This window comes from Nostoc sp. LEGE 12454 (genome assembly GCF_056620565.1).
Window position 1 is genome coordinate 43,752 of sequence record NZ_JBWQXL010000005.1, and the last position, 23,837, is coordinate 67,588.

Sequence of the window (23,837 nt, forward strand, 5' to 3'; positions counted from 1 at the left end):
AAGTACACCGAGATGCTAAATATGTATAAGATTTTATGAGAAATGGTATAAAAAAGCTTGCTGTTGCTAAACCCAAGCGAGTTGCGAGCGTCATCTTTTCTTTCACCATCTTGCTTTACAGCCAAGTAGCATCAGCTGCTTTAACTTTACCCCTACGCAGCAAGAAGGGAATGGTGGTTTCAGCCCATCCCCTAGCAAGTGAAGCAGGAATTTTGATGTTACGCAAAGGGGGTAATGCAGTGGATGCAGCTGTAGCCACAACCTTTGCAATTTCTGTAGTTGAGCCTTTTTCGGCGGGAATCGGCGGCGGCGGATTTTTGCTGATGCACTCTGAGAAAACTGGCGACATGAAATCGCTAGATTTCCGCGAACGCGCACCCCTGAAAGCTACAAGAAATATGTATTTGGATGCAGCAGGAAAGGTGCGTCCGAATGCAAGTATTAATGGTTATTTGGCAGTAGCGACACCAGGAACGGTAGCAGGACTTTATGAAGTACATCGTCGCTATGGTAAGCTTTCTTGGCAAGAGGTAATGAAACCTGCGATCGCACTCGCTAAAGATGGCTTTATTCTTGGCAATGCGCTAACTGAAAGGCTCAACCAGCGCCAGGAAGCAATTCTCAAGAATCCCGCAGCGCGAGAAATTTTCACTCGCAATGGGGAATTTTATCAACCAAGGGAAAAACTGGTGCAGCGCGATTTGGCACGCACTTTAACAGCAATTACCGAAAATCCCCAAAGTTTTTACACCGGAAGTATTGCTCGTGCGATCGCTTCTGATATGGTAAAAAATGGTGGTTTAATTTCTCTCGAAGACCTGAAAGCCTACAAACCAATCTGGCGCACTCCCGTTTGTGGCAACTTCCGCAAAGCTAAAATCTGCTCAATGCCACCACCATCATCAGGAGGCGTTCACCTATTGCAGATTTTAAATATTATCGGTGACACCGATCTAAAATCTTTGGGATGGCATCATCCAGACGCGATACATTTAATGGTAGAAGCAATGAAGATTGCTTATAGCGATCGCTCAAAATATTTAGGCGATCCTGATTTTGTCAAAGTCCCCGTACAAGAACTGCTCAGTCCAGCTTACGCCAAAAAACGCCGTCAAGAAATTAATATGCAAATGGCTCGACCTTCCACCGAAGTCAAGCCAGGAGATTTAAATTCAAAATGTCTGCGTCTTCCTTCATCCTCTTGTCTTCCGCATGAATCTCTCCAAACCACTCATCTGAATGTTGTGGATGAAGAACATAACGCCGTCAGTCTGACTTTCACCATTAATCTCAGTTTTGGTGCTGGTGTGGTGACACCGGGAACTGGAATTATTCTCAACAATGAGATGGATGATTTTGCCGCTGCGCCAGGAGTGCCTAATGCTTTTGGTTTGGTTGGTAATGATGCCAACAGCATTGCACCCCGCAAAACTCCCCTATCCAGCATGACTCCCACAATTGTCACAGAAAATGGTCATTTTCGGATGGCAGTGGGTGCGCCTGGTGGTAGCACCATCATCACCCAGGTTTTGCAAGTAATCCTGAATGTGCTGGAATACAACATGGATGTTGGTGCGGCTATTTCTGTTCCACGCATACATCATCAATGGCTGCCAGATGAGTTACGCGTTGAATCCTGGGGCTTGGATGCTTTGACTTTGCAAGACTTACGCCGTCGGGGGCACAAAATTAAGGAAACTACTCCTTGGGGTAATGGTAACGCGATCGCTGTTACATCTGATGGAATTTTAGAAGGAGCTGCCGATCCTCGCGGCGAAGGTTCCCCCAGAGGTTTATGAGGAAGACGCGGGGACGCAAAAAATAACTAATGACAAATGACAAATGACAAATGACAAATGATAAATGACTATTGATTTTGGATTGTTGACTCTGCGTAGCTGCTGCTGCCAAACTCGTTTGCGCGTGCGCTAGGTACTAGTGTCCAACCTGCTTTCAAAAGTTTTTGATAAGTTGCCCAGCCTTTAGAGCCACCTGGTATTTGATAATCTGGGACTGCAAAATGTCCAAAAGCTGTGTAAGGACGCCAAGGTTGATTAGGTTCTGTCTGCAAATACAAAATTTTCTCTCCATCACCACCAGACTTAGATAACCAGCACATTTGTCGATGCATTGCAAACTCCTTTGCTTTTAGCTAATAATGCATAATAGCTGATCTTTGTCAAGCTAATTATCACCCTTGGGGATAATTTTTGCCTAATACTTTAGACAAAATGTAATTAAGTTCTATCCACTGCGAGATAATTGCTTAATAACTCATAGCCTGGAAGACAGCTGCTAACGGGACATAAAGATAAACAGCCTTGGCTCACCTTGTTTATTGGGTGAGATTTTTCTCATGTTATCCGCGTTTTTTGCGATCGTGTGTAACAATCACTACTATTTTGGCTGAGGCTCGGAATTAGACTATTTGTTTTTCTGCTGAGATATATAAGCGCAGATTCTAGAAGTTAGTTATAAAGTTTCGTTGATTAAACACTCTTATCTATAAGCTAAATTTAAATCCCCGACTTTTTAAAGAAGTCGGGGATTTGGGCAACAAGTTGGGTTATTAGAAGGATGGAGCATACAACTTATCGCCGACAATCTCGCGAATTGTCTCTACTAGTTGGCTGTATGCAAAGTTAGATAAAACTGGTTCTGCTGTTTGCAACTGAATTTCTCGATCTAAATCAATCCATGACTTGCAGCCAGCGTATTTGGCGTAATAGGGGATTTCTTGCTCTTGCGGTAGTTTATATGTCCGTAGGAGGAGAATATAAAGGGGCTGACGTGCTTTCCATTTGAGGCGATCGCTAATAAAATGCTCGTTCCAAATATGGAAGGGAAGTAAGTTGTTGACAATAGATTCGTCACTACAGGGCAAAATATCTGTAATTTCAGCCCAACTACCAATGCGAACTGTTTCAGGATGCCAGCCTGATGTTACTGGATAGACATTATTCGCATATTCAGCTTTCAGCATGAAAGCTTGTTGATGTTCATAAGTAGGATAAAGCAGAATTTGCTTTTGAGCAACTTGGAAATGTCCATTTCGTTCGTGGATACCGCCTTTGCGGAGCAACATAATTGTATTGCCACTTTCCAAGGCATTTATGGCAACTGCCCATTCTTTGAGAGCATGAAAAGTTGTAGTCAATTCCATCGGCATCTACAGTAACTCTGATTTAATTTAAAGCTAAGACTGATAAAGTATGAACCTGTCCAAGGAAATGAATTAGGAAGCAGTTATGGAAAAGCGATCGCTAGGTACAAGTGAAGTCAAAATCACACCCATTCTGATGGGAACTTGGCAAGCTGGTAAAAGAATGTGGGTGGGAATTGAGGATGCTGACTCGATTAAAACTATTCGAGCCGCTTATGAAGCTGGCATCACGACAATTGATACTGCTGAAGCTTATGGTGAAGGACACTCTGAGCGAATTGTTGCTGAAGCTTTATCTGATGTGCGAACTCGCGTGGAATATGCCACGAAAGTTTTTGCTAACCATCTAAAGTATGAACAAGTGATTGAAGCTTGCGATCGCTCCTTAACTAACCTGAAAACTGATTACATCGATCTTTACCAAATACATTGGCCCTCCGGTGCTTTCAATAGTGAAATAGTACCTATCGAAGAAACTATGAAAGCTCTTAACCTGCTCAAAGAGCAAGGTAAAATTCGAGCGATCGGTGTTTCCAACTTTTCTCACGCCCAGTTAGCAGAAGCAGCAAGTTATGGACGTATTGATAGTTTACAACCACCCTATTCTTTATTCTGGAGACAGGTAGAACAAGATGCATTGCCCTATTGTATCGAAAACAATATTTCTATCCTTGCTTATTCGCCTTTAGCACAGGGGTTGTTAACGGGAAGATTTGCTCTCGGTCATAAATTTGACCCAACAGATAACCGTGCTAGAAATAAACTGTTTCAAGGCGAGAACTTTGAACGTGCCCAACAAGCGCTAGAAAAACTGCGTCCTATAGCCCTTCTTCATAATTGTACCCTTGCTCAGTTAGCTTTAGCCTGGTTAATTGCCCAACCTCAAACAAATGCGATCGCTGGAGGGCGTTATCCCGAACAAGCACGAGACAATGCATTAGCCGCCCAAATCAAGCTTTCTACCGCCGAATTGGCAGAAATTGATGCCATTGGCCGTATTGTCACCGACCATCTGGATGACAATCAGATTATGTGGAATTGATGACAATGCAGTTTGGTTGCTATGCTTAATCTAGCCAAGATCCCTATAACTTTCTTCACAAGAGGGCTGGGGATCAAATTTATGGCTCTAGATTGCAAAATCTAACAAAACGTCAACTTTCGTAAACCAAGGGTTGCAACTCACAAATTAAGTGATAAGTTAGATAGTAGGACACCAAACAAAATAAAACCTAAACAAAAAGGGTAATGACTTAGTGTCCCCTTGTCATCAGCCCAAGCAAATTTCAGCATATCAAATGTAATAGAAGTGGCAAAAAGCCTAATGTAGAAGGCAAAGCCAAATCCTAAAGCGGAAAAACGCAAGAATGCTGAGTTTGTTAGTTTTTTAGTCCACCCTAGTTATTAACCTTCAGTTAGTTAATTAGTTTAAAATTTGAAACCTGTAAACTCGATAAAACCTGGTCAACCTTGACCAGGTTTTTGGCATTTTATTGTAATATGATTTTCTCAGTATGGCAGGGATTATCGGTGGGGCTTTGTTGGGTTGAGAAACGAAATCCAACCTACATCAGTATAATTTTTAGTCTTAGCTGAACTCAATTGAAGCGTATTGGACTCTAGCTAATTTTCCAGCAGCGAATAAAATAAGACAGCAACATATCCTGCAAGGAAAATTTGATGAGAAATTATCGCTTTTTAAATAAGATTACTACAGCTATGATTGTAGCTGCCCTTTCTTTTTCCTGTAAATCTTCTGTTAGTAAAAATGCAGAACAGGCAAAAGGAACTGAAAAACCGAAGCCACAACAAAATCTTATCTATGGCGATTTAATTATTAAAGAACAATCAGATTATCTGATGATTCCTGTTAGTCTTGCAGAGCAGAATGAAGATAAAGGAGTTGATTTAAACCTTTCACGTTCTTATGAAAAAGAAAGAAATAATCAATTGTATAACATCATCTTTTATCAAAAGCAAGATGGTGAAGCTCATCTTTTATTAAATAAAAAAGCCATTATCGCTTCCTTCGATTTATTGGAAGTAAAAACGGCAAATAAGCTCACGACAAGAGTTTGGTTATATAAAATCATTGACCAAGATACAAATATAGATAAAAAACTTAATAGCGAAGATGCTACTATTGGCTATCTTTCTGATTTATCAGGTAAGAACCTCCAGCAAATTACCCCAAATAATACACGAATCATCAGTTGGGTTGTTGTTCCAGGTCAAAATGCCATTTTTCTAAAAATTCTTAAAGACTCAGATAATAATAAAAAGTTTACAAAAGAAGACAAAACAAATTTTGTGAGGGTTAACCTCGATAAAATCGGTATGGGAACTGAGATTATTAGTGACCAAATAGAGCAAGAAATTAAATCTTACGTTTTTAAATAAGTTTATTCGTAGTAAGCAGCTGAAGCCGCTTACTACAAACCTTTAATTATTCATGCTTAATTACTTAGACAAAACCCAATCGCGTAAAATTTGATTTACTCTATCGGGTATTTCATCGTGAGGACAATGACCTGCTGTTAAGAAATACTCTGTCAATCCAGGACAATATTGACGAAACTTTGGAGAACGTTCTCTAGTATTCATCCAAGGATCGGCTTCTCCCCACAACATCAATAAAGGACAAGTTAATTGCTTTAGTAGTACATCAACTTTTTCCCCTTGAGGACTGCTAAAAACTGAAACAAATACATCCAACGCACCCGCATCAAAAGCAGGACGAGAAATTTCTTCTACTAATTGGTCTGTAATTGCACTTTTATCAAGATATACCTTTTCTAAAGTTTGGCGAATTACCCAACGTTGTCGCACGTATTGAAATAACAGAAACTGAGCTAAAGGTTGTTGAAACATCCATTTAACTGAGTCACCCAGAAGTTTCTCTAAAGAAGAGGGTTTTTTGGGTGGCTGAATTTCGCTTTGCAAAGCTTCCGGTTCAGATGTCGCCTGGCTTTCGCTAAAAGGCCCGGCACTATTGAGCAACACTAATCCAGCCGCACTGTCAGGACGTTGGGCTGCAACACATAAGCAAGCATAACCACCAAGAGAATTACCGGCTAATACTGCTTTTTGACCAATCACTTCGCTGATAAAATCATGGAGTTGGTCGCGCCACAAGTCGCCACTATACTGCAATTTTGGTTTTGCCGATCGCCCGAATCCCAAAAGGTCGATCGCAAATACTTCAAAATCTTGACACAATCCTGTGATATTCTTGCGCCAGTGGTCTGTGGAAGCACCAAATCCATGTACCAAAAGCAAGGGCGGACGTTGGGTTTGTTTCTCTCCCGCACGCACGTAGTAAACGTTGTGCCCGCGCCACTGCCAATATTTGCCAGGAATTGGAGTTGTAGAGGAGGCTGTAGTTGCCTGCATGATTTAAAGAAATGTTAAGGAGCTTTTAATAATTGTAGCTAGGTAAGGAGCAGGGGGGCAGGGGAGGAGTGGGGATAAATGACAAATACAACTTTTGGAGAGGCCGTGCCAACGACTATGCGGTAGTTGAATCTCGACTTCGCTCGATTTCCGTGCAGTCGAAACTCAGTACAAGTAACTAATGACTAATGACAAAAGAAATTACAGGTAAAACTAAGCTACTAGGGGTAATTGGGCATCCGGTGGAGCATTCGCTGTCGCCAGTGATGCATAATGCAGCGTTAGCGCAGCTCGTCGTTGGCGAAGCCTCTCGTAGAGAAGACATCGCACAATTAGGATTAGATTACATTTATCTACCTTTTCCGATTGAACCACAGAATTTAGAGGTGGCGATCGCAGGTTTCGCGGCTGTTGGGGTTGTTGGCTTTAGTGTGACAATACCTCACAAACAAGCAATCATTCCCCTACTCTCAGAAATTACACCCCTGGCTCAAACTATTGGGGCCGTGAATACTGTTAGCCGCCAAAATAACAAATGGGTAGGCACAAATACAGATATAGAAGGATTTATTGCCCCTTTGCAGACAACATATAAACAAGATTGGAGTCAGAAAGTAGCGGTAATTTTAGGCAATGGTGGTGCAGCTAGAGCAGTTGTCGCAGGTTGTACTCAGTTAGGTTTTGCCCAAATTCATGTTGTTGGGCGCAATATGCAGAGATTAGAAGAATTCCGCAATAGTTGGAGCAATTCATCCCTAGCTGAGAAATTCCAGGTTCATCAATGGGAGAAATTACCAAAACTAATTCCTCAAGCAAATCTGCTAGTAAATACAACTCCGATTGGAATGTATCCCAAAGTTGATGAATCGCCTTTGAGTGTAGAAGAAATCGCAAATTTACCAATGGGTGCGATCGCTTACGATTTAATATATATTCCTAAACCAACGCAATTTCTCCAGCAAGCTGAAAAACAAGGCGCAATTGCGATCGATGGATTAGAAATGCTAGTTCAACAAGGGGTAGCAGCATTAAAAATCTGGTTGCAGCAGGAAAATTTGCCTGTAGAAGTGATGCGCCAAGCATTACAAAATCACCTGGGTTTGGGGAAATGAAACTTCTATAGCTTTCTTGGAAGTCCCTGACCACAGTCATTGCACCCCACCCCCCACCCCTTATTCCCCTCCCCGCTTGCGAGGAGGGGAGACGAAGCGTAGCTTTGGCGGGGTGGGGTTCTTCGGGTTTAATAAGTAATCAAGCGGACATGATATCAGAACATTTACGCGGCTTTTTATTTACTTTTTATTTATCAGATATTAATTTTAACTGCTTCTTGACAACAGGATGCTTATTTCGTTGCGTAATTGATTCCTTGAAAGTTTCATTAGGAAATACCGTATCTACGCACGTGTAATTACTTGGTTAGCAAATCAAGAAAGTATAAAAAATCTAGTATATTTTCGCCTATCAATTCAGCATTAGCCCTAATAGGATGTAGCGGAATACATATAACTCGCCAGATTAACAGGTGCGTTCTTAGCTAAATGACTATTAAGAAACCTTTGCTAATCAAGCAACCGGAAGTTAGAAAGCTCATCCGTGAACTTCGTGGCATAACTGGTCTTACCCAAGAACAGTTTGCAGCATCTTTAGATATAAATTATTCGACGGTAAACCGTTGGGAAAAAGGACATGCCAAGCCTTCATCTCTAGCTATGCAAAAGATTGAGGGGATGTTAAAGAAGATAGGTGAACTAGGGCAGAAAGTGTCCGTGAAGTATTTGTCGAATTAGAAAGCAGCCTGAGAGGCAAATTAATTGAAGTTACTTTCCCCCAATTAACAGGTTATCGCTACGACATAACCATAAACAACTCAAATTCTAATTTTACCGATGTTTGCAGATATGCATATTTTGCGGATTACTCAACCTTTGAGTTTGAGTTTACTGTAGCCGATATTTTCTGCACTTTTGAAGACGAGTTTAGGTTAAAAACGCGCAAAAACTCGCAAAATCTTTTTCTTAATTGAGCGCCAATATTTTTCAGTCCACTTTATCTGAACTGTACAATGTTTGATTACTCTACCCCCGCTTTAGCTACATATCTTAATATCTCTTCGCCAAGAGCAGCTTGCACTAACGGCAGCAAAGTTGCGGTCATCAATACTGAGGGTGTATGGGAAGTAGAAAGTAATGGGACGAAAAAACTAATCCCAAACTCTAATTATGATGCTCGTGACATTGTAGCAATTGACGGCAAAACTTATGTCTTAGCTGTTCCAACAGGACTAGTAAAAATCAAAACTGACGGAACTAGGCAAAAAATAGTTAGCAATACAGCTAATTCAAAGACACGGGTAAAATTTTTGCAAAATTGGATTATTTACCAATCTGCAAATACTCTATCAATTTATGACAAAAACCTCAACTTTAAAGCCAAACAAAGCTATGGCGTAACTGAGGTAATGGATTTTGAGTATAAAAACGGGTATCTCTACACTAGTGGCTATCAGCAACAAAAGAGGTTAGGTATTCCCGTCCAGATAGCTTTTCTTTACCGGATGGTTTTCGACGGAGCGAAAATATTTGCTTTGGCAAATTCAGCAGGAAATAACCAAGGCAAGCTTTGGGGCTACAATTCTGCCACTCTTGCTAACGATATGGCAGATACAAGACTTAACCGATTACATATTTTTGAAGACAAGCTTTATGTCCTCGGTTCAGTTTATGGGGGAAACTCAATCTACAGGTGGAATGGCAAAGACTTATTAACAAAGACTTTGATCACCACAGACACCTATACCAATGCTGCACAAACCCGTGATGAGACAAAGGTTTATATAGGGACTGTTAATCTGACTAATTTTACTGTCGAGCGTGGACAGCTAAGTGTTCCAAGAAGGCCTACAACTGCGGGGATGGGAGACGGCGCTAGCAATTTCCCTAAAACTATTTACTCAGATGGCAGTAAAATTTTTGTGGGTTCTTCTGCTGCTTATGCGATCGCCAATAGAGATAATCAAACCTTCATGGGTAAACCCATCTCAGCTTACCGTGGAGATGCATCTTTTTTAGTTGTCTCCAAAAACCTAATGACTCGCCACGCTTGGGTAACACCGGGAAATGGTGAAGTATTGCTATTTACTGATAAGTTTGCAGTAATCAAAACAAATAATAAAATAAATGACTTGGCTACAAATGTAGGAACTGCCCAAACATTACCAACAAATACTTATTTCGTTAAGTTTTAATTGAGCAACTAGATTGTAGAGAATCTCGTTACTCAATTCTTTGTTGCAGAAAACTGTCAGCCAATATAGTTCAGATAAACCCAAAACCCGGATGTAGAGACGCGATTTATCGCGTCTTGAAAAACCAATTATCTACACCAATAACCCTTAACCCAAGCGGATTGAACTATAAGCAAGATTAATTGTTAGTTTTGTTCGCGTGGAGTTTACGCCAACAAGTTACTTTTTTATCCAAAGTCTAATACGTACTTTGTATATTAACTATAATATGCATAGCAAGCTTGTTAAGCTAAAAGTTTTGCCCTGTCTCATCTAACTCTTATTCGATGCAGGATATATTATTTTAACCATTGAGGACAAGTATAGTTCTTGTCCTTTATTTTTTTGAGAAAGTTTTCGCCACAGGCTGCATTTTATTCAAGGTAATATCAACAAATTTTAATAACCTCTTGTTTTTTAGCAGAATCTATGTAAATCTCATAACTGTATAATACGGTAAATTGATGTGCTTATCGTACTTTGTCAAAAAATTAGGTGGATTAGCCAATAAACTCAAAATTTAGTGCCAAGTAAACTTTTTAGGAGATGTAATCGTGAATACATATCAATCTGAGTCAGGCAATAGTTCGACTTCGCAACTGAATTTAGAGACTGATGTTCTAGTCATAAGCGGTGGCCCATCAGCAACTTGGGCAACTTGGAATGCTGCTCAAGGGGTAAGAGTGATACTCGTAGATAAAGGCTACTGCGGTACACAGCACCCTCTGCGACTGGTTGTCTCGTAGATGACGAAGGGCGTCCTAATCGTCGCGCTATAAGAAGCTCATGATTCTATGGGCTTGATAGGTAATTTCCCCAGCTTGGGAGAGAGATTGAGGGTGAGGACATTTGATTTATGCAAAAAGTTTATTCTGTAAGCTGTTAGTCAAGCAACTTTGCTGATTTCTAACCCTGGATTTGTATTTAATTTTGAGTAGACAAATTGGTAGCGATCGCGCTCATCCGCTCGCCTTTTTTCAACAGATTATTGCCCTCACAGGACGCGATACCATCGACAATATCCGTAATGAAAAGTTACTTAAATATGCACAAGTTAGAGATTTTCTTAACAAGCAGTATTAAGGGCGAATAGTACCTGTATTTTAAAGATAGCGAAAGAATGAAGAATGACAATTTTGTTACTTCGTCTTTCCGAAATTAGGAGTTACTAAACTTAAACTTGAACATTCGTGGAGGTCAAATCATGTTTTCTGGAAAATTTGAAAAAGAATTATTTGGTGAAGAAATTTGGTCAATTTGGCAAACAACTAAATTACCAGACCATCTACAGTTATTAGTGGATCGAGAGCTAGAAAAACGCGATATCTGGGAATTGCAGTCTCAAAAGCCTGACGATCGGCCTATTTATCCAAATCTCTATGATGACTCTAGTCATTCAAAAAATATTTAACAAAAGAGGTAGTTCTTGCGTAAGGCAGGATAGCGTAGCGGTAGCGAGTCCGCGTACTCTGTAAAAGTTGCAAGCTAGCAAGCGCGTCTTTTAGAGAGCGTTGGCTGGAGGAATACTGCCCTACGCAAGAACTACTGCGATATCTACGGCGGTAAATTCGGCTCTGAGAGTAAGGGTTTAAGTCTCCTAGCAAATTCAAAATTTGCTGGGAAACTATCAAGTGGTGGGTCTAAATTTCCCACTGATTGCATTCTGAATTTTGACTTCTCTATTTAATTAATGCAAAATCGAATTCATGCTGCAAATCCCTCCCCAATTTATTTTACGTAGCAAGAGAAGGAATCAAGATTAATGGCACATCTATTTGAACCATTCAAGATTCGTGAAGTTGTTTTTCGCAACCGCATCGCCGTTTCACCGATGTGTCAATATTCCAGTACAAATGGATATGCTAATGATTGGCACGTTATTCATCTAGCTTCTCGCGCAGTTGGCGGTGCAGGTATAGTGTTCACAGAGGCGGCAGCTGTAGAGCCGCGTGGACGCATTAGCCCGCAAGATTTGGGAATTTGGTCGGATTCACACATCGAAACTTTAGCCAAGACTGTGGCATTGATCCATAACTTTGGCGCTGTTGCAGGTATTCAACTTGCTCATGCAGGTAGAAAGGCCAGCACTGCCAAACCGAGTAAGGGAGGGAAAGCACTAGATGAATCTCAGGAAGGTTGGCGTCCCTTAGTTTCGAGTAGTGCGATCGCTTTTAGCGAAGATAGCCCAGTTCCAGAAGCCTTAAATATTGAGGGAATTCAAGAAATTATTGACGCCTTTGTTCAAGCAGCCAAACGTTCTCTCCAAGCTGGTTTTAAGGTAGTGGAAATCCATGCTGCCCACGGTTATCTACTGCACCAATTTCTTTCACCCCTTTCTAACCACCGCCAAGATGATTATGGTGGCAGCTTTGAAAACCGGACTCGTCTGCTCAGAGAAGTAGTTCAAGCAGTCCGAGAGGTTTGGCCTCAAACACATCCACTCTGGGTACGCATTTCGGCCACCGATTGGGTAGACAATGGCTGGGACATTGAGCAAAGTATTGCTTTAAGCGACAAACTCAAGTCTCTAGGAGTCGATCTGATCGACAATTCATCAGGCGGTATCATACCGGGCGTTCATATCCCAATTAAACCTGGTTATCAAACTCAGTTTGCCGAACGCATCCGCCGCGAAGCTAATATTCATACAGGAGCCGTGGGTTTAATTACATCCCCTGAACAAGCTGACGAGATTATTCGTACAGAAGTCGCTGATATAGTCCTGTTAGGACGCGAACTACTCCGCAATCCTTACTGGCCGCATCTGGCAGCCAAACAACTGGGACACGATAAACTCTGGCCTGTTCAATACGATCGCGCTTGGCTGTAAGCTATCCTCGTTCCCATGCTCTGTAGATTGGTGACAACTTAAAGCAATGTCTACGACATTCCGCACCTATGCCAAAATGTCAAGCTGGGTGTGAACATAAGTCTAAAGTTCTTCAGTGTCTGGATTTGGGTTGATATTTAACAAGACCCAAATCCCGAATTAAAAAAAGCACAATTACGAAAAAAACCGAAACCTAGACTAGGTAAGATGTACATATAAGGTGAATTGATTGGAGCAATTGTTTGATGTTCTAGTAGAGTTTTACCCCTTGTTTATAAGCATCTACAAAACTCCTGTAGTCATATTCGACTTGAGTTGCATAGTCCGCAGCAAAGTTAAAAATTTCGTCTTTGAATACAGCTTTATTACCACTCACAATATCAGTCACTTCTTTGTCAACGCTGACAGGAATAATCGCAGCATCGTAGTCTCGATCGGAGATTGCATGGTTTTTGGCAACCACTTTCCCTGCGTACCCCATCGCATCTATGAATTTTGACTTACTGGTTAACAACTTATAGTCAAAGTCCACTTGATAGGGTGATTTTTCACGCACCATAAAGGGGATGCTACTGACAGTAGTATAGCCAACCAAGGGATCGAGATTGGATAACATCGCTTTCGTAGCGATTGTCACCCTTGCCCCTTCTTGGTTTCCGTAGACTGAACTCGGCAGCAAACCTGGAACTGCGATCGCAACTGCGCTACTGCCTTCTTGCTTCATCTCTAAAATGCGATCGTCGTCGGTTGCTGAACTTGGCCCTTCAATCAGCAAGTAATATCGGTACTTCCCAAGACTACCAACACCTGAACCTAATTTAAGCCGAATGTCTTTGAGAGTATAGTAACTGTCGTTGTACCGCTTACTGATAGGAATTGAGGCGATATAGTTGCTCATAGCTCCAGCAATGTCAGAATAGGCGCTGCTGGATACAGGCTGGAGTTCTGAGGCTGTCTTGAAGAGGCGATTATTACTGTTATTTAGCACTGTATACTTTTTTAAAAACTTAGAACGGCTCTTCTCTGATACCTTTTGAATTAAATCTTTGACCACACCGTTCGTATTGCTGGATTCTAAACGATATGACAGTTCATCATTGCTTCCCTTAAAGTCATTCATCTTATTGAAGTAAGCATCCAAGAAATTTCGCACAACATCCTCAGCATCAGTTGAGTTAAGACCATTGTTTTTAGCTACCAACAGAATGGAGACTGCCATCCGTCGCAAGTCCCAAACGTAAGGGCCAAGATAGCCTTCATCAAAGTCGGTGGTGTCAAAAACGTTGTTGTCTTTGCTATCTCTTATCGCTCCAAGATTTTGCAGATGCATATCTCCTTCTAACCAGACGGCTGAAGTTGAAGAATTTACAAATCGTGAACCTGGTAAGGTCTGCATATCACGATAAAAAATGTGAGCCGTCCCCCGATAAAAGGAGAAAAAGCTATCTTTAGCTGTCATCTTTTGCATTTTTGTTGCCAGTTCTTGAGGCAATTGAGAAGCAAAGGGATGATTATATTGGTAAATTTCATTCACCACCCAAGTTGAACGGGGAGTTGCAGCTTGAACTGGAGATGCAAACCCCAAAATTAAAATTAAGACAAATACGACGATTGCAGATATGTGTTTAGGCATGATAGTTTCTGAGGTGTAAAAAAACTCTTGTGTAGAGAGAATCATTCAACAACAGTTTTTTAGCACCTTGAGCCATAGTTCACCAAGTAATTTAAAGCACAACGCAACAACTATTCACTCTCAAGTATGGAGAGGATTCAAAAAGGTAAAATTATAAAGAATCGTTACAACATAATCATGTCAACCATCCAAACAACTGTGGTTCTTGCGATGACGGCCGATGGAAAAATTAGTGCCGTAGATCCGAAAGCGCCTCGTGAACCCGATGTAGTCGATCTAGCACACTTGGAATATCAAGCCTCCCTTGCCGATCTATTGCTGGTAGGAGCAGGGACAATTCGGGCTGAGGGGGGAGCCTTTACAATTAGCGATCGCGAACTGTTGGCAGCACGTGAGGTTCGGGGTCAGTCTCCTCAGCCGATTACTTGCGTTGTTTCAGGTTCCCTTAACTTATCGCCGGACTTGCCTTTTTTGAGTCAGGACATTGAGCGATGGATATTTACCACACGGACTGCTATAGAACGCAGTTCTGATACAACAACTTTGCAAAAACTGGCTGAATTAATTGATTTGGGAGATACAGACCTGGACTGGGATCGGGCCTACACCTTGATGGCAGAGCGGGGTATTCACAAAGTTGTTGCTTTGGGAGGTGGCTCTTTAACAGCGGCTTTAGTTAAGGCAGGGCGAATTGATGATTGGTGGTTGACCATTTGGCCGCTCATTTTTGGGGGAAAGCACGCCCCTAGCCCAGTGGAGGGAGAGGGTTTTCTTCCCTATGCTGCTCCTCATCTAGAACTCATAGAAACTCGTCAGGTTGGAAGCGATCTGTTTTTACACTACCGCACAGTCAAGTGAAAACGCGCTGCCAGAATTCAGCACTACGATCCTTGATACTAGAAAGCAGGGGAAAAGGGGTGCTTTTGCCCACAATTCCACTCAGTTTGTACCTTTTACCCTACCCCCTGCCTCTAATCAACCAGGAGGCCAATTTAACTGCCGTCCTCCCAAAATATGCAAATGTAAGTGATGGACTGTTTGACCGCCGTCATCACCAGCATTGATGACAACTCGATAACCATTTTTTAATCCAGCTTCTTCTGCAACGCGTTTAGCGGTTAACAAAAGATGCCCCAACACAGCATGATCCTCAGATTCAGCCTCAGCTAGTGTAGCAATGGGTTTTTTGGGAATGACGAGGATATGAACGGGCGCTTGGGGATGGATGTCTTTGAATGCTAGGGCTAAATTATCCTCATAAACAATATCAGCGGGAATTTCCCGACGAATGATTTTGCTGAAAATCGTTTCTGTACTTTCACTCATGCCAATCTACCTACTAATCTGCTAGAGATTTTATATTAAGTCCGCCTAATTACTTATCATTGAGAAAATTTGATTGTGCAGGTAATACCATTTTGGATTTTAGACTTCGGCTGCTTTCGACTTCGCTACCTCGGCTTTGCCCTTCTCCTGTCGGAGACGCTACGCGAACGGCTACGCTCAGGACAGGCTCGGCACAAGTCAAGGCAAGTCGCTCAGTCGAACGATTTTAGATTTTGGATTGTGAAACATCCATTCGATAAGTGTTTCAGTTTTCCATCTGTCGCAATCATTTTTCAAATTGGTATAACATCCCTATTTACTGTTCGGTTCGGTTTTTTCAGGAAAAAGCTATGAAAAAACCTGCTAATCTTTTAAAAAGACTAGCAGGTATGGCTTATCATCAATCGGAGCGGCGGGATTCGAACCCACGACCTCCACTACCCCAAAGTGGCGCGCTACCAAGCTGCGCTACGCCCCGGTCAGAATTCCCATCATATAGCAAAACTATAGGATAATCAAGAGGCAATTTTAAAAAACCTTAAGCATCCCACTAGCTTGCAGTAAATCTGGAACAGCAGAAGCATTCCATTTACCTTCTACACATCGCCCTGTATTCAAGATGAAGCGCAGACTGTAATCATGAGGATAGCCTTCCACTTCCATCCATAATAAATCGCTTTCGGCTTCACAAGTAATTTTTTCCTCTTCCATCAATTCAGTTGCGAGTTGCTTCATGGTGTCTGCTAGCTGTGCTAGTAGACGACAAAAATCATTTAACTCGGCTTCGGTTAACTCAATTGCCCAATCATCTGTACCAACTAAACCTTTAAACTCAGGTGTATCGGGGTTCCAGCCAATACGCCAACCCAATCCGGTTTTAACAACGCGTTCCATCCAAAATAAGCTTGTGCATTCTCAGGTTAAAGTTTTAAAAGTTATCCGCCAACTGGTAATCACAAATCATACTTGAAAAATGCCGTGTTTCAAGCTTGACAAAAGTACACTTACATAAGGTGCGCTCATGTAGGCTTTGTTTGCGATCGCCCATAGTCATCTACAATTTGTAGGTGACGAAAATAACGTGATAACAGGCTTTACAGGCATCAATTCTGAAAATTAAATCAAAAAATAATTATTAATTGCTAAAAAACTCCGGTTTTTTTGGCTTTGTGATGATAAATAAAAGTAATACTGTTGAATCACGTGCTTCGTACCGCGAAGGATTACTCAAATTCTTCGCTGCTTTCAGGATGACTACTGAACATCGAACAACATCTGCTACCTATAAGTTTTTTGCTGGGGATGCTTCTTTGCCACAAAAAAAGGCTCTACCACAAAACTTACTCTAGATGTATCTAAGTAACTATGCTGATAAAGTTTCAGGAGGCAGAAGGCAGGAGGCAGGAGGCAACCCACCCTTAAAAGAGTGGGATTGAAACAATGACGTTTTATACCTCGCTGCAAACAGTCTCGGTATAATTATCTGTTAAAACTGGGCTTTAAACCCAGGACTAAAGTTGTAATTTATACTACCTATACCTTCTGCCTCCTGCCTTCGACCCTCTGCCTTTCTTTGTAAAGATGTCACGGTATCTGGCAGCCAATTTTAAAGGAATTGCAAAGGACTTGGTGCCATTTTGGCAAGTTTTTCTCCCAAATATGAGATATTAGTAGATTGTAGAAATCTTTATTGTTATTCACATCTCTCTTCTTGCATTAAGTTCCTATCTACTAAAAACTCTTAAGACCAAGCAAATTTGACACGATAAGTTTAAGTAATTTAATGAAGTAGGAAATAATACATGGTATTATCACTGTCTTCTCATAACGTTATCCAGTATCTGCAAGACGCGGGTCTGTGTAGCTCAGAAGATGGCCCATCAGACAAATCTGAGTTGCCAGGAAGTAGTCAGAACAATTTCAATTTACTAGTGACTTTAGCAGATAATCGCCAACTGCTCATTAAACAAGAACGTAACGTTAACAACAATGACGGCGCGCCTCATGAATTGTTTCAGGAGTGGCTGTTTCACCAGTTGTTACAACAGTTTCCAGTTCTAGGTAATACTTCAGCGATTGCGCCATTGGTAGTGCATTTTGACGAAGAAAATTCAATTCTTGTCCGTAGCTACTTGAATGAATATCTAGAGCTTGCGACATTCTACCACAAGAATGAGATTTTTCCACAAGAAATTGCTTCTGCCATCGGCACAACTTTGGCGGGACTGCATCGCGCCACCTACAACCGCCGAGAATATCGGGATTTTATGGCAACTGCTCCCCAAGGAGAGTTTCGCTACGGGTTTTACAATCCAGCCCAAGGGGTAGGGTCGATTGGGCCAGAGATTTTTGGGACTGTTCCCACAGATGCACTAAAATTCTATGTTCTTTATCAACAATACGAGAGTTTGGAATCTGCGATCGCAGATTTGGCATATAGCTGGAATCCTTGCTGCTTAACTCACAACGACCTGAAATTGAACAACATTTTGGTGCATTCCAGGTGGGAGCAACTAGACAATTGTCTTGTACGACTAATTGACTGGGAAGCTTGTTCTTGGGGAGACCCAGCCTTTGATTTAGGAACTTTACTGGCAAGCTATTTAGGAATTTGGCTTAAGAGTCTAGTAGTAGACCCCACCATTGAGTTAGAAGAATCTCTACATTTGGCGTTAACACCATTAGAGATTTTACAACCTTCAATTATTGCCTTAATTAGGGCTTATATAAATGCTTTCCCAATGATTTTAGAATACCGCAGTGACTTTATTTCGCTGGTTATCCAGTTTGCGGGACTGGCACTAATTCATCAAATTCAGCAGATGATGACGTGCCGGAAACACTTTAATAATGTTGAACTGTGTATGCTGCAAGTAGCTAAAAGTTTACTTGTAATGCCAGAGCAAGCTGTATTGACAATCTTTGGAATGTCAGAGTCAGAAATCCTGAATCCTGTGGCAAATATTCATAAATTTCCTCAGCCTGTAAAGGAGCAGCAGTTACTTCGGATTTATTACGAAAAAACTCGGCTGCGTGGTTGTTAGTAGTAAGGATTAGAACAATTTGAAGAAGAACACACAATTCTGAATTTTGTATTCTGACTCCTGAATTCTATTTTATTAAAGTTTGATTTCTGAATGGATTAATGCTAAATTCCTCTATCAATCAATCGCTAAATTCTCTATTTGATATTGCTCAGAATATCCAGATTGAGTCAAATTTTTGTATTTACCATCCCAATTATCAACCCTTCGCTCTGCCGACTAAAATAGCCGATAGATTTCAGCAAAATTCCGTCGATTTACAACAGAAGTACCTGACTCTCCTGCTGCGAAATTTTCTCTATGGAATCTATTACAATGGCTCCCTGCAAAGTACTTTGGCAGTCAATACTGATAATACTAATCAACCGCAAAAGCATAATTTAGCAGATAATTCTATTTTGGAGATTGACTGGGACTTTTACGAGCAACTGCACGCCAGTAATCACGGCATAGGTTACTTTGACCCTCGATGGCAGGTATTGCGGAAAGAACCTGATGGGACTATGGCTGTGACTAAAGGCGGTTTAACACTTTATGTTGAGCCAGATTGCCATCTAGAATCCAGTAAGAAATCTACCAAAGTGGGTGATATGGTAGCAATCTGGATGCCCAAAAATCGACTGCAAAATGGCTCTTACTTAGCAGTTAGCAATGTTGGGCAGGAACGGCAAAGCAACCCAGACGCCGATTTAGGAGCAGGGCGAATCTACTTTAACTTTACGGCATCTGGTGCGATCGCTCTCATGGAAAGCTTGACGCTGCAACTAAATGCAGCCTCGATTCCCTTTAGTTTTCAGGTTCTCCACAACCCTTCTGCATACGGACGCTATGATTCGGGGCTACTCTACTTTGAACTCCCCGACTATCCAGCAATCCGCACAATCCTTCAGACTGTTTATATCGAAAATCAATCCCATTTCCAGCCCGAAATTCCCTTGTTTACCAAATTTTTAGCTCCAGGGTTAGGTTTAGCTGAAGAACCAACCCAAAAATTTGCGGCACAAGAAAGTTTTGGGATGAACCGTTGCCAAATCGTCGCAAATGCGTTGTTGGAAGCTTGGCAAAAAGGTAAAAATGCAATGGAGGAACGGATGAGGGTTATTGACCAACACTTTACGCGGCATCTAATAGATTTGCAGCGTCCTTATCTCAATCCCAGTTCTGAGGATATATATAAGCCGTTAAATTGATGGGGAGTGAGAAAGAGGCAGGGGAGCAGGGGAGCAGGGGGGAGAAAATAAAAACAGAAAAGGGATTAACCCCACCTGTTGGGCTAGCTTCCCGTAGGGTACGAGAACTACTTATAACTTATAATAAGTCGATGTACTCAAACCCATTTTCCGCTCTGATTCACGGCAGGGGGAAAAGGTCTTTTCCCCCTGTGCCCCTCTGCCCCTCTGCCTCCTCTCTATACCCAATTCAAAATTCCACAATTACCGGCACATGGTCGCTAGGTTGAGTTAACTTTCTGGGTGCGACATCAATAATGCAACTTGTAGCACGCTCATAGAGGATGGGCGTCAGATAGTGATGGTCAATTCGCCAACCTAAGTTACGACGAAAAGCGGCGGAGCGATAATCCCACCAACTATAATTTCCACCTTCTGTAGTGAATTTGCGAAAAGCATCGGCAAATCCCAATTTCAGAATATCCCGTAAGGCTTGGCGCTCTGTTTCTGTTGCCATAATGTGATTTTCTGTACTCACTTGCTCGTGAATATCCTTATCTTCCAAGGCGATATTGAAGTCGCCGCACACACAAATTGCAGATTCTGACAATACCAGCAATCGCAAATACTCGTGTAGCGCTGTCAACCAGCGCAGTTTGTATTCGTATTTCTCCGTTCCTACCGCTGCGCCATTAGGAACATATAAGTTTACAATCCGCACACCATCAATTACACCTGTAATCACGCGCTTTTGCTCGTCCCATTCGTGATGTAAATCTGGCAAAATCGCCCTAAACCCGCTACTGACATCTAGAAGTGGCTGGCAGCTAATCAGAGCTACACCATTATAAGATTTTTGTCCTGACATATAAAGGTTATACCCTAACTCCTCAAAAGGCGATCGCGGAAATTCCGCATCCACAACTTTGGTTTCTTGCAAGCAGAGAACATCAACGGGATTTAGGGTTAACCAATCGATAACCTGTTCAAGGCGAGTGCGAATTGAGTTGACGTTCCAAGTAGCGATTTTCATTAGTTAACTATCAGAATTTTTGTAAATTACTAATTACAAATTATGTAATTATTGTACAATTACTTAATATTTATATTTTTTGTTATCTTTCCCAATTACCTTTAAATGAAGCTTTAATGGCTTGATCCCATTGAATATTTTAGTATTGTCAGCTACCAAATATTCAATTTTGTAAGTTCTACTACAAAACATTCTACCTCTTTATGATCCCCAAGACAGATGCAACAAATAATAGGTTAGCTATACGGTTAGAAGTGTAGCTCAGAATTGACTTTTGCCGATAGTCAGTTAGATTTGTTGGTAAAAAATTTGCGGTGCGGTTAACCGTTATTGCGCTTTTGATAGCCTGTTAGGTTAATTTAAATGTCAAAAGAGTAAGTGCAAATGCTCTTTACTCATAAAATAATGAACTAGATCATTATTGAGGACAATTTCATAGACTGAACCAGAAAAACTTATGAAAATCGCTCAGGTTGCCCCCTTATGGGAAAGGGTTCCACCTCCTAATTATGGAGGAATAGAACTGGTAGTGAGTCGCTTGACTGATGAACTTGTTCGTCGCGGTCATGAGGTAACTTTATTTGCCTCTGGCGATTCTCAAACTTTGGCTCATTTAGAAGCAGTTTATCCACGTGCATTACGCTTAGACCCAAATGTGAAAGAGTATGCAGTGTACGAAATGCTAGAACTAAGCCAAGTTTACCAGCGTGCCGACCAATTCGATATTATCCATTCTCATGTAGGCATTTCGGCATTACCTTTAGCGAGTTTGATAACAGCAACTGCTACAGTCCACACCCTGCACAATAATTTTACAACTGACAACCGTCACGCATTTAGCTACTACCAAAAGCAACCATACATCAGCATTAGTAACTCGCAGCGTCAAATCGATCTTAATTATGTTGGCACGGTTTATAACGGAATTGAGCTAGCAGATTACCCATTTGTAGCTCAACCCTTAGAACCTCCATATTTAGTATTTTTAGGCCGTTTTTCGCCAGATAAAGGCCCGCACCATGCGATCGCCATTGCTAAACAAAGTGGTTGGCGCTTGAAGATGGCAGGAAAGGTTGATGCAGAAAACTCGGAGTTTTTTGAACAAGAGATTGTCCCTCACATAGATGGTGAGCAAATCGAATATCTCGGTGAAATTAACCACACTGAAAAAACTCAACTTCTGGGTAATGCTGCGATAACTCTTTTCCCCATTAGCTGGCAAGAACCTTTTGGTTTAGTAATGATTGAATCAATGGCAACTGGTACGCCAGTAATTGCCATGAATTTCGGCTCCGTACCTGAAGTTATTGCCCACGGTAAAACAGGTTTTATCTGCAATAGCTACGCAGAAATGGCAGCAATGATTCCACCAGCTTTGGAACTCAATCGTCAAACCTGTCGAAAACATGTAGAAAACAACTTTAGTGTTAGCCAGATGGTTAACGGATATGAAGCTGTTTACAGACAAATTATTAAAGACCGCATAGAATCGAATGGCCGCATTCATGCAGCTAACATTCAGTTTTAATCAACTGCTTTTTTGACTTAGTTTAAAACAACAATTTTTTTAAGGAGAACATTGGTATGAGTACGAGAGCCAACACTTGCCCATGCTGCGGTGGTTCCCTCCTGCGTCATGCCCGTCATGGTGAACTATATTGGTTTTGCCTGTCGTGCCGACAAGAAGTACCGCTATTAACTGCAACTCGCCTGCCTAATGTGGAAACCCGGAACACTGGAGTAGTTCCTCAGCCAGCGGTGAATACCTAGTTTTTTAACATATAAAACCTACTAAAAATCAATACTGATTTAGTTTAAACCTATCAATAAGCCCCAACTGGTAAAATCGGATGGAGCTAATTAATAGGTTTAAAGTTTTGTTAGCAGCGTTACTTTATGGTCAAGAAGATTTACGCCTAGAGCAAGTTTCTGACCCTACTCCGGTGGCTGGCGAAGTTGTAATCCAAGTGGGGACAGCAACAACTTGTGGTACAGATTTGAAAGTCTGGCGGCGTGGTGGTCATGCCAGGATGCTGATACCGCCAACGCTGTTTGGTCACGAAGCTGCTGGGCGAATTGTTGCTGTGGGTGCTGGGGTGACAAATTGGCAAGTAGGCGATCGCGTTGTTGCGAATAATTCCGCTCCATGCATGAAGTGCTTTTTTTGTCAATATAAAGAATATTCCTTATGTCCAAATTTGACCTGGAATAATGGGACTTTTGCCCAATACTTAAAAATTCCTGCACCGATAGTAGAACATAATTTGTTGCAGATTCCCGATGAGTTGCCGTGGGAATTGGCAGCGATGACGGAACCTTTAGCTTGTGTGTTGCATGGTGTAGCGCGTTCTAATATTAAGCCCAAAGATAAAGTAGTCGTCTTGGGAGATGGAGCGATCGGGTTGATGTTTGTGGCGGCGTTGAGTGAGAAAGCTGAGGTTTTGTTGTGGGGAGGTAATAACCACAGACTAGAAATTGGTCAGAAATTGGGTGCAACCCAGACCTTTAATTATCATCAAAATCCAGAGATTCCCAGTGTAGTGAAAGAACTTACCCAAGGATGGGGCGCAGATGTAGTAATTGAAGCTACTGGTGTCCCAAGTGTTTGGGAAACTGCGATCGCCTGCGCCCGTCCTGGTGCAACTGTTAACTTATTCGGTGGATGTCCACGGGATACCACTATTAGCGTAAATACAGAACAGCTACACTATAGCGAACTTACTATCAAAGGCGTGTTTCATAATACACCAGAGTATGTGCGATCGGCCCTTGCACTCATAGCTAGTCGCAAAATTCCCTTTGAGTTACTTATTAGCGAACAACGACCATTAAAAGATTTAGAACAGGTGTTTTCTGATATGAAGGCGCGTAAAGTAATTAAGGTAGCAATGATTCCTTAGTTAGCCCGCCTTATGGATTAACAAAATTTTTATAATAATTGCATCTCTACCAACTAATAA

General features: G+C 41.6%; 22 protein-coding genes, 1 tRNA gene and 1 pseudogene. 16 read left to right on the plus strand and 8 right to left on the minus strand.

Going from position 1 to position 23,837, the window contains the following annotated elements; genetic code table 11:
- The first annotated feature begins 35 nt into the window (after positions 1 to 35).
- Positions 36 to 1,799 carry a gamma-glutamyltransferase gene (gene ggt / locus AC1F2U_RS07140; RefSeq protein ID WP_480260472.1) on the plus strand — a complete coding sequence of 588 codons (1,764 nt, stop codon included), beginning with the start codon at positions 36 to 38 and terminating at the stop codon, positions 1,797 to 1,799.
- A gap of 68 nt (positions 1,800 to 1,867) precedes the next feature.
- Here ggt and AC1F2U_RS07145 read toward each other — a convergent pair whose 3' ends face one another.
- Both AC1F2U_RS07145 and AC1F2U_RS07150 read right to left on the minus strand, forming a co-directional pair.
- Positions 1,868 to 2,131, minus strand: coding sequence for a hypothetical protein (locus AC1F2U_RS07145; RefSeq protein ID WP_292785151.1), 264 nt, complete (start codon positions 2,129 to 2,131; stop codon positions 1,868 to 1,870).
- A gap of 438 nt (positions 2,132 to 2,569) precedes the next feature.
- Complete coding sequence (locus tag AC1F2U_RS07150) at positions 2,570 to 3,169, minus strand: DUF1802 family protein (protein ID WP_480260473.1); 600 nt, start codon at positions 3,167 to 3,169, stop codon at positions 2,570 to 2,572.
- 79 nt (positions 3,170 to 3,248) lie between these two features.
- Here AC1F2U_RS07150 and AC1F2U_RS07155 point away from each other — a divergent pair, with 79 nt between their 5' ends.
- Positions 3,249 to 4,205, plus strand: a complete 957-nt coding sequence (locus AC1F2U_RS07155; protein WP_480260474.1) for an aldo/keto reductase — start codon at positions 3,249 to 3,251, stop codon at positions 4,203 to 4,205.
- A gap of 638 nt (positions 4,206 to 4,843) precedes the next feature.
- On the plus strand, positions 4,844 to 5,563 hold the full coding sequence (locus tag AC1F2U_RS07160; RefSeq protein WP_480260475.1) for a hypothetical protein: 720 nt from the start codon (positions 4,844 to 4,846) through the stop codon (positions 5,561 to 5,563).
- 60 nt (positions 5,564 to 5,623) lie between these two features.
- On the opposite strand, the gene AC1F2U_RS07165 is transcribed toward AC1F2U_RS07160, so the two are convergent.
- On the minus strand, positions 5,624 to 6,556 hold the full coding sequence (locus AC1F2U_RS07165; protein WP_480260476.1) for an alpha/beta fold hydrolase: 933 nt from the start codon (positions 6,554 to 6,556) through the stop codon (positions 5,624 to 5,626).
- A gap of 188 nt (positions 6,557 to 6,744) precedes the next feature.
- Here AC1F2U_RS07165 and AC1F2U_RS07170 point away from each other — a divergent pair, with 188 nt between their 5' ends.
- From AC1F2U_RS07170 to namA, 7 genes and pseudogenes are all read left to right on the plus strand, one after another.
- Positions 6,745 to 7,668: a shikimate dehydrogenase gene (locus AC1F2U_RS07170; protein WP_480260477.1), complete on the plus strand. Its 924-nt coding sequence runs from the start codon at positions 6,745 to 6,747 to the stop codon at positions 7,666 to 7,668.
- A 429-nt stretch (positions 7,669 to 8,097) separates the two neighbouring features.
- Positions 8,098 to 8,346: a helix-turn-helix domain-containing protein gene (locus tag AC1F2U_RS07175; RefSeq protein ID WP_480260478.1), complete on the plus strand. Its 249-nt coding sequence runs from the start codon at positions 8,098 to 8,100 to the stop codon at positions 8,344 to 8,346.
- Between the two features lie 275 nt (positions 8,347 to 8,621).
- A complete protein-coding gene (locus AC1F2U_RS07180) occupies positions 8,622 to 9,803 on the plus strand; it encodes a hypothetical protein (protein WP_480260479.1) in 1,182 nt (393 codons plus the stop codon).
- 593 nt (positions 9,804 to 10,396) lie between these two features.
- Positions 10,397 to 10,558, plus strand: a pseudogene (locus tag AC1F2U_RS07185) (pyridine nucleotide-disulfide oxidoreductase); the annotation flags it as partial.
- A gap of 214 nt (positions 10,559 to 10,772) precedes the next feature.
- A complete protein-coding gene (locus AC1F2U_RS07190; RefSeq protein WP_480260480.1) occupies positions 10,773 to 10,925 on the plus strand; it encodes a hypothetical protein in 153 nt (50 codons plus the stop codon).
- Between the two features lie 121 nt (positions 10,926 to 11,046).
- Entirely contained in the window at positions 11,047 to 11,253 is a 207-nt protein-coding gene (locus AC1F2U_RS07195; protein WP_480260481.1) for a hypothetical protein, read from the plus strand.
- A gap of 351 nt (positions 11,254 to 11,604) precedes the next feature.
- A complete protein-coding gene (gene namA, locus AC1F2U_RS07200) occupies positions 11,605 to 12,672 on the plus strand; it encodes an NADPH dehydrogenase NamA (RefSeq protein ID WP_480260482.1) in 1,068 nt (355 codons plus the stop codon).
- 250 nt (positions 12,673 to 12,922) lie between these two features.
- Here the strand turns inward: namA and AC1F2U_RS07205 are convergent, their stop codons facing one another.
- Positions 12,923 to 14,305 carry a DUF2252 domain-containing protein gene (locus AC1F2U_RS07205; RefSeq protein WP_480260483.1) on the minus strand — a complete coding sequence of 461 codons (1,383 nt, stop codon included), beginning with the start codon at positions 14,303 to 14,305 and terminating at the stop codon, positions 12,923 to 12,925.
- Positions 14,306 to 14,482: 177 nt separating this feature from the next.
- Between AC1F2U_RS07205 and AC1F2U_RS07210 the strand changes: the two genes are divergently transcribed.
- Positions 14,483 to 15,163, plus strand: coding sequence for a RibD family protein (locus AC1F2U_RS07210; protein WP_480260484.1), 681 nt, complete (start codon positions 14,483 to 14,485; stop codon positions 15,161 to 15,163).
- Positions 15,164 to 15,280: 117 nt separating this feature from the next.
- Here the strand turns inward: AC1F2U_RS07210 and AC1F2U_RS07215 are convergent, their stop codons facing one another.
- From AC1F2U_RS07215 to AC1F2U_RS07225, 3 genes are all read right to left on the minus strand, one after another.
- Positions 15,281 to 15,631 (minus strand): histidine triad nucleotide-binding protein, encoded by a 351-nt coding sequence (locus tag AC1F2U_RS07215; protein WP_480260485.1) that lies wholly within the window; start codon positions 15,629 to 15,631, stop codon positions 15,281 to 15,283.
- A 404-nt stretch (positions 15,632 to 16,035) separates the two neighbouring features.
- Positions 16,036 to 16,109 (minus strand) — tRNA-Pro (locus AC1F2U_RS07220).
- A 50-nt stretch (positions 16,110 to 16,159) separates the two neighbouring features.
- Positions 16,160 to 16,525: a DUF1818 family protein gene (locus AC1F2U_RS07225; protein WP_480260486.1), complete on the minus strand. Its 366-nt coding sequence runs from the start codon at positions 16,523 to 16,525 to the stop codon at positions 16,160 to 16,162.
- A gap of 908 nt (positions 16,526 to 17,433) precedes the next feature.
- On the opposite strand from AC1F2U_RS07225, the gene AC1F2U_RS07230 reads away from it, so the two are divergent.
- Together AC1F2U_RS07230 and AC1F2U_RS07235 are read left to right on the plus strand one after the other, a co-directional pair.
- Positions 17,434 to 18,675 carry a phosphotransferase family protein gene (locus tag AC1F2U_RS07230; protein ID WP_480260487.1) on the plus strand — a complete coding sequence of 414 codons (1,242 nt, stop codon included), beginning with the start codon at positions 17,434 to 17,436 and terminating at the stop codon, positions 18,673 to 18,675.
- A 101-nt stretch (positions 18,676 to 18,776) separates the two neighbouring features.
- Positions 18,777 to 19,865, plus strand: a complete 1,089-nt coding sequence (locus AC1F2U_RS07235) for a T3SS effector HopA1 family protein (RefSeq protein WP_480260488.1) — start codon at positions 18,777 to 18,779, stop codon at positions 19,863 to 19,865.
- A 229-nt stretch (positions 19,866 to 20,094) separates the two neighbouring features.
- Here the strand turns inward: AC1F2U_RS07235 and xth are convergent, their stop codons facing one another.
- Positions 20,095 to 20,877, minus strand: a complete 783-nt coding sequence (gene xth / locus AC1F2U_RS07240; protein WP_480260489.1) for an exodeoxyribonuclease III — start codon at positions 20,875 to 20,877, stop codon at positions 20,095 to 20,097.
- 457 nt (positions 20,878 to 21,334) lie between these two features.
- Here xth and AC1F2U_RS07245 point away from each other — a divergent pair, with 457 nt between their 5' ends.
- From AC1F2U_RS07245 to AC1F2U_RS07255, 3 genes are all read left to right on the plus strand, one after another.
- A complete protein-coding gene (locus AC1F2U_RS07245; protein WP_480260490.1) occupies positions 21,335 to 22,405 on the plus strand; it encodes a glycosyltransferase family 4 protein in 1,071 nt (356 codons plus the stop codon).
- A 56-nt stretch (positions 22,406 to 22,461) separates the two neighbouring features.
- Positions 22,462 to 22,647 (plus strand): hypothetical protein, encoded by a 186-nt coding sequence (locus AC1F2U_RS07250; protein ID WP_104909358.1) that lies wholly within the window; start codon positions 22,462 to 22,464, stop codon positions 22,645 to 22,647.
- Positions 22,648 to 22,754: 107 nt separating this feature from the next.
- Positions 22,755 to 23,777, plus strand: a complete 1,023-nt coding sequence (locus AC1F2U_RS07255) for a zinc-dependent alcohol dehydrogenase (RefSeq protein ID WP_480260635.1) — start codon at positions 22,755 to 22,757, stop codon at positions 23,775 to 23,777.
- Positions 23,778 to 23,837: the final 60 nt, after the last annotated feature.